Source organism: Pedobacter sp., from assembly GCF_045627485.1.
In the GTDB taxonomy this organism is placed as follows: domain Bacteria; phylum Bacteroidota; class Bacteroidia; order Sphingobacteriales; family Sphingobacteriaceae; genus Pedobacter.
Map to the genome: position 1 here is coordinate 1 of NZ_JAZQNU010000166.1, position 5,010 is coordinate 5,010.

Below are 5,010 nucleotides of genomic sequence, written 5' to 3' on the forward strand. Positions count from 1 at the left end.
ATGTACCCTAATTTTGTGGGGAGTGAAGCAGTACTGGCCTCCGAAAACCTGATTTTCGGCCAGCATGCCAACGATAGGGAAGCATTTAATGCTACACTGCACCCTTTTATACGGAATGCTGTAGGGGCGATGGATTTTGGCCCGGTATTATTAAATAAGCGCCACAACCGGAAAAACACTGGTGGAATGATTAGAAAAACCACTGAAACTTTTCAACTTGCCACCGCTATTTTATTTCAAACCCCGGTTCAGAATTTCGGTATCACCCCAAATAATTTGGATGAAATGCCGGCCCATGTGATAGATTTCATGAAAAAGGTGCCTACCACATGGGATGAAACTGTACTTATAGATGGTTATCCGGGGAAATATTGTGTATTGGCACGTCGCCATAACGATACCTGGTACATCGCAGGGATCAATGCTGAGCAAAGGGATAAAACAATTACGGTTTCTTTACCAATGTTAACGGAAAACGAGGTGAAGTTATACTCAGACTCAGATAACAGGAAGCCTGTGGTTAACAAGGTACAATTGCAAAAAAGGAAACAGCTTAAAATAAAACTTTTAGCTAACGGAGGTTCAATTATCGTAGCGAAATAGTCTAGATGGTTAGTTTAGACCGCCTTTATTAACTAAAAACAGAAATTTCACCTGTAAAGCCTACGCATTAAATAAAAATCATGACACGACTTGTTAAATACGCTATTCTTTCCATAGCCCTATATTTACTAAACGCAGTAACTGTTTTAGCACAACCTGGATTTGGTGAAGCGGAGAAAATCACTTCCGACTGGCGTTTTCACTTAGGCGACCTTGACGCAAAAAAGCCGGTTAATGTTAACAGCCGCGAATGGCGCAAAGTACAATTACCTCACGACTGGAGTGTCAAACAACCCCTCAGTCCTACACTTGCCAGTGCTACAGGATACCTTCCGGGCGGAATAGGCTGGTATCATAAAAAACTTGCTATTCCACAGGATGACCAGGGCAAAAAGCTACACCTGTATTTTGAGGGCGTATACAACCGAAGTGAAGTTTTTGTAAACGGACAGTCTGCAGGCAAGCGTCCAAATGGGTATATATCCTTCGGCTACGACATTACGCCTTTCCTAAAATATGGGCAGGAAAATGAGATTACAGTTCGTGTTGACCACAGCCAGGATGCCGACTCCCGCTGGTACACCGGTTCAGGAATTTACCGCGACGTATGGCTGGTAAGGGCAAATCCAGTTCACCTTGACCAATGGGGCGTTTACGCCTTTCCGGAAGTAAAGGGCATGAAAGGTACGCTGCATGTTCAAACTGCGTTAACAAATGAATCGTCTTCCGGTGCTAAGCTCTCCGTACGCACGGAATTGTTAGACGCGCGTGGAACCGTGGTAGCGAAAAAAACTAGTCAAGTAACACTGGCGGGGGGCAACAAAACTGAACTTAAAACACAGCTCATGGTGAACAACCCAAAATTATGGAGCATCAATCAACCTGAAAGTTACACCCTGCGAACCACCGTACTTCAGGAGAATAACGTTATTGATCAGTCTACAGTAGTAACTGGCTTCCGAACTTTTACTTTTGACCCAAATAAAGGTTTCTCCCTGAATGGGGAGTCGATGAAAATAAAAGGCGTGTGTCTGCACCATGATTCAGGTGTGCTTGGGGCAGAAACGTATCCAGAGGTATGGCGCCGTCGCCTCTTAACGCTGAAGTCACTAGGTGTAAATGCTATTAGAACCAGTCATAATCCTCAGGCCTCTTCCTTATATGCGCTATGTGATGAATTGGGGCTGTTAGTCATGAACGAAGCCTATGATGAATGGGAGTTTCCAAAGCGTAAATGGCTTCAGGGCTGGAATGTAGGAACTCCCGGATTTCAGGGATCATTTGATTACTTTAAAGAATGGGGAGAAAAAGACCTGGCCGACATGGTAAAAAGAGACCGTAATCACCTTTCTATTTTTGCATGGAGCATTGGTAACGAAGTAGATTATCCGAACGACCCCTACTCTCACCCGGTACTCGCGGGAAGCAAGGAAGGTGGATTTACACAACCGATTTTTGGCGGTTATAAAAAAGATGCCCCGGATGCGATGCGTTTAGGCGATATCGCCAAGAACCTGGTAGCTGTGGTTAAAAAATATGATAAAAGCCGCCCGGTAACTGCTGGTTTAGCAGGAGTTGCCATGTCTAACGAAACCGAATACCCGGGTGCACTGGATATCGCAGGTTATAACTACACAGAAAGCCGTTACCTCGAAGACCACAAGCGCTATCCGAAACGCGTGATCTTTGGCAGTGAAAACCGCCATGACCTTAATGCATGGAAAGCTGTGACAGGCAATGAACATATTTTTGGCCAGTTTCTTTGGACTGGAATAGATTACCTGGGTGAATCTGGCCGCTGGCCTTCACGCGGTTTTTACTCCGGCTTGTTAGATTTTGCAGGTTATATCAAACCACGAGGTTATTTTCGCCAATCGCTTTGGTTGGATAAACCAATGGCCTACTTAGGCACTTACCCGCTGAAGGAAGGCGCAGCTGCAGCAGATGTATGGTCGGCACTGGAATCTGAACAAGGACAAAAGCAAGACGCGGCTCCATCTATGGATGCCTGGCCAATTTGGAATTACATGGACCGACAGTTAATTCGGGTGGTTGCCTATACCAATGCACAACATGCACGATTGGAGTTGAATGGACAGGTTGTAGGTCAAACAAAACCCTACGATGAAAAATATGGAATCATCTATTGGGATATCCCCTACGCTGCTGGAAAACTTGAGGTTGTAGGCCTTGACAGCAAAGGAAAAGAAACCATCCGCCACCAGTTACAAACCAACAAACGCCAGCACGCTATTAAAGTTATTCAAGGCAGTGAACTTAGCTTTGATGCAATGGGTGGTTTAGCACAAATTGAACTACAGGTAGTAGATGAGGATGGAATTCCTGTACCACTTTCCGACGATGAGGTTACCTGCGCTATCATTGGAAATGCCCGATTGCTTGGCATGGAAGCGGGGAACAATGCTGACATGGGTAACTATCAGGATAATAGGCAACGGGTTCACCATGGGAAAATGATTGTTTATGTAAAAACCAGTGGAAAACCATCAGATGAGATTTCGGTACGTTTTACTTCACCATGGCTGAAAGCAGCAGTGTTGCAGATCAAATTAAAGTAATCAGTTTACCATTTGATCATTTTCTGCAGCTTCTTTTAGGATTTGCCTGTCAATGTAAAAAGTGCCAAATGGAATAAGACAGGCGAGTAAAACCATCCTGGTGGTTCGCCATTTCCACTGTTTTTCAACGCCTACACTTAGCGTGCTGACCAAAAACCATAGAAATAAAATACCGTGCACTGGTCCGATCATTTTAACCACATCTGGATTTGAAGCCAGGTACTTAAGTGGCACAGCTATCCCGAGCAATATAAGAAGTGATATACCTTCCAAATAGCTCACTAACCTTAAACGTCCAATTGGTGTGTTGAAAAAGTGTTTCATAAAAATTAAATTAAAAGGTTCTTAAGTATGGTCGGCCGGCAAATGGCGAAAACGGCCAGGGTATGGCGATTAATATGACTATTAGTGCTAATATGAACCATTTTAAAATGGTCTGGTATTTATCCCGATCATGTACCATTCGTTTGGCTTTCGCCGAACCAACGGTAACCAATACTACAGCTAAAATCATCATAGCGACATGAATATACCGGAAGAATGTATGTTGATTTAATAAGCCCGCAGTATCTACCATTCTAACCGACACTATTGGGCTCTGAAAATAGAGAACCATACCAATAAGCATTTGTATTTGAGCAATTGTCGCCGTCCAATGACGTACGGCATCAGCCTTAGCCGTAAACACCTTTCTTTCCAGCATTCCCCGGTAAGCCATGTATATAGAAAAAATGAGGCTGATTAAAACCAACCATCGAAATATAGAATGAAGAGATAACAATAAAGAATACATAAGATAAGTATTTTACATACTATTTAGTATGTTTTAAGATAAAAAAAGTTATTTCAGTCCGTCCAGGTATTTTTTAAATTCGTTTAGAAATGTTGTATAGACAGCTTTTCCGTAGAGTTTACCCATATAACGTGCCCCTCCGTAGTTTGCAGAAATATATTGGGCAACGTTTTTTGCATTATGCGATTTAGACATCAGGCCTTCAGCCTGTGCATTTATAATTGCCGTCTCCACCTCCGATTGCCATAAGGAAATTACACGGATTAAGGCTCTCCGAAATGAAGGATTATGTGGGGCCATTTCTTCAATCAGGTTGACCATAGGGCATCCAAACTCAACTTTAAAGAAGGTATCTTCCAATAACAATACTTCCATCATCCTATATATATTCGCACGAGCATCACCACTGCGTGCCAGGTGCTTGTCTAAAAATGGAATCATATGAGGATAAAGCATTTCGTTAATCACCGCAAGCCCCATTTCTTCTTTATTCTTAAAATGATAAAAAAAAGCCCCTTTTGTCATCTGCGTGGTGGCAATAATATCATCAATACTTGTAGACTGGTACCCTCTTTCGTAAATTAAATCAAACGATTTCTGGATGATATTCATTCGTGTTGATTGAGCTTTTGACATAAAATACTAATTGGTATGTTGCAAACATAAGAAAAAAATAAGCGGTCAATACTCATTACTACAATTTATAATTAACAATATTTATAATGAGGTGTTTAAAGTGGCTTCTATCGCATTCGTCTATGACATTATTTGCGGCAGTAAAACTTAGCGGCTTCCACGAGACGCTCCTACAAGAGCGGCGATAATGGGGCATTAACAATCAGTAATTTATACGATACTCAGATTAAAAATATGTCATTTAAATATTATCAAAATACAGTAATGCTTATGTTTGAGTATATAAGTTATTTAGTTAAATAAAAATTAAATAAGAAAACTCTTAATCTGCTGCTAGTAATAAGTGTTAGTACATCCTGCAAAAAATCTGATGTACCTCCAAAATTAGAGGAAGTGCTT

At 41.8% G+C, this 5,010-nt stretch carries 5 protein-coding genes; 2 read left to right on the top strand and 3 right to left on the bottom strand.

Annotated features, from left to right (window positions below; translation table 11 throughout):
* Positions 1-603 (top strand): glycoside hydrolase family 97 catalytic domain-containing protein (locus ACR2F3_RS12835; protein ID WP_432710374.1); only part of this gene is annotated, 603 nt, incomplete at its 5' end.
* An 80-nt stretch (positions 604-683) separates the two neighbouring features.
* The gene (locus ACR2F3_RS12840) at positions 684-3,182 is read left to right on the top strand and encodes a sugar-binding domain-containing protein (RefSeq protein ID WP_432710375.1); all 2,499 of its coding nucleotides are present in this window, start codon (positions 684-686) and stop codon (positions 3,180-3,182) included.
* On the opposite strand, the gene ACR2F3_RS12845 is transcribed toward ACR2F3_RS12840, so the two are convergent.
* The 3 genes from ACR2F3_RS12845 to ACR2F3_RS12855 all read right to left on the bottom strand — a co-directional run bounded on the left by ACR2F3_RS12845 (position 3,183) and on the right by ACR2F3_RS12855 (position 4,587).
* The gene (locus ACR2F3_RS12845) at positions 3,183-3,506 is read right to left on the bottom strand and encodes a DUF3817 domain-containing protein (protein WP_432710376.1); all 324 of its coding nucleotides are present in this window, start codon (positions 3,504-3,506) and stop codon (positions 3,183-3,185) included. It abuts the gene before it with no gap.
* Between the two features lie 10 nt (positions 3,507-3,516).
* Positions 3,517-3,900: a hypothetical protein gene (locus tag ACR2F3_RS12850; RefSeq protein ID WP_432710377.1), complete on the bottom strand. Its 384-nt coding sequence runs from the start codon at positions 3,898-3,900 to the stop codon at positions 3,517-3,519.
* A 123-nt stretch (positions 3,901-4,023) separates the two neighbouring features.
* Complete coding sequence (locus ACR2F3_RS12855; protein ID WP_432710378.1) at positions 4,024-4,587, bottom strand: TetR/AcrR family transcriptional regulator; 564 nt, start codon at positions 4,585-4,587, stop codon at positions 4,024-4,026.
* Between the last annotated feature and the right edge of the window lie 423 nt (positions 4,588-5,010).

What these genes read in the sequence shown, in the direction of transcription:
- ACR2F3_RS12840 (WP_432710375.1), top strand. Translation starts at nt 684, where the DNA reads ATGACACGACTTGTTAAATACGCTATTCTTTCCATAGCCCTATATTTA.
- ACR2F3_RS12845 (WP_432710376.1), bottom strand. Translation starts at nt 3,506, where the DNA reads ATGAAACACTTTTTCAACACACCAATTGGACGTTTAAGGTTAGTGAGC.
- ACR2F3_RS12850 (WP_432710377.1), bottom strand. Translation starts at nt 3,900, where the DNA reads ATGGCTTACCGGGGAATGCTGGAAAGAAAGGTGTTTACGGCTAAGGCT.
- ACR2F3_RS12855 (WP_432710378.1), bottom strand. Translation starts at nt 4,587, where the DNA reads ATGAATATCATCCAGAAATCGTTTGATTTAATTTACGAAAGAGGGTAC.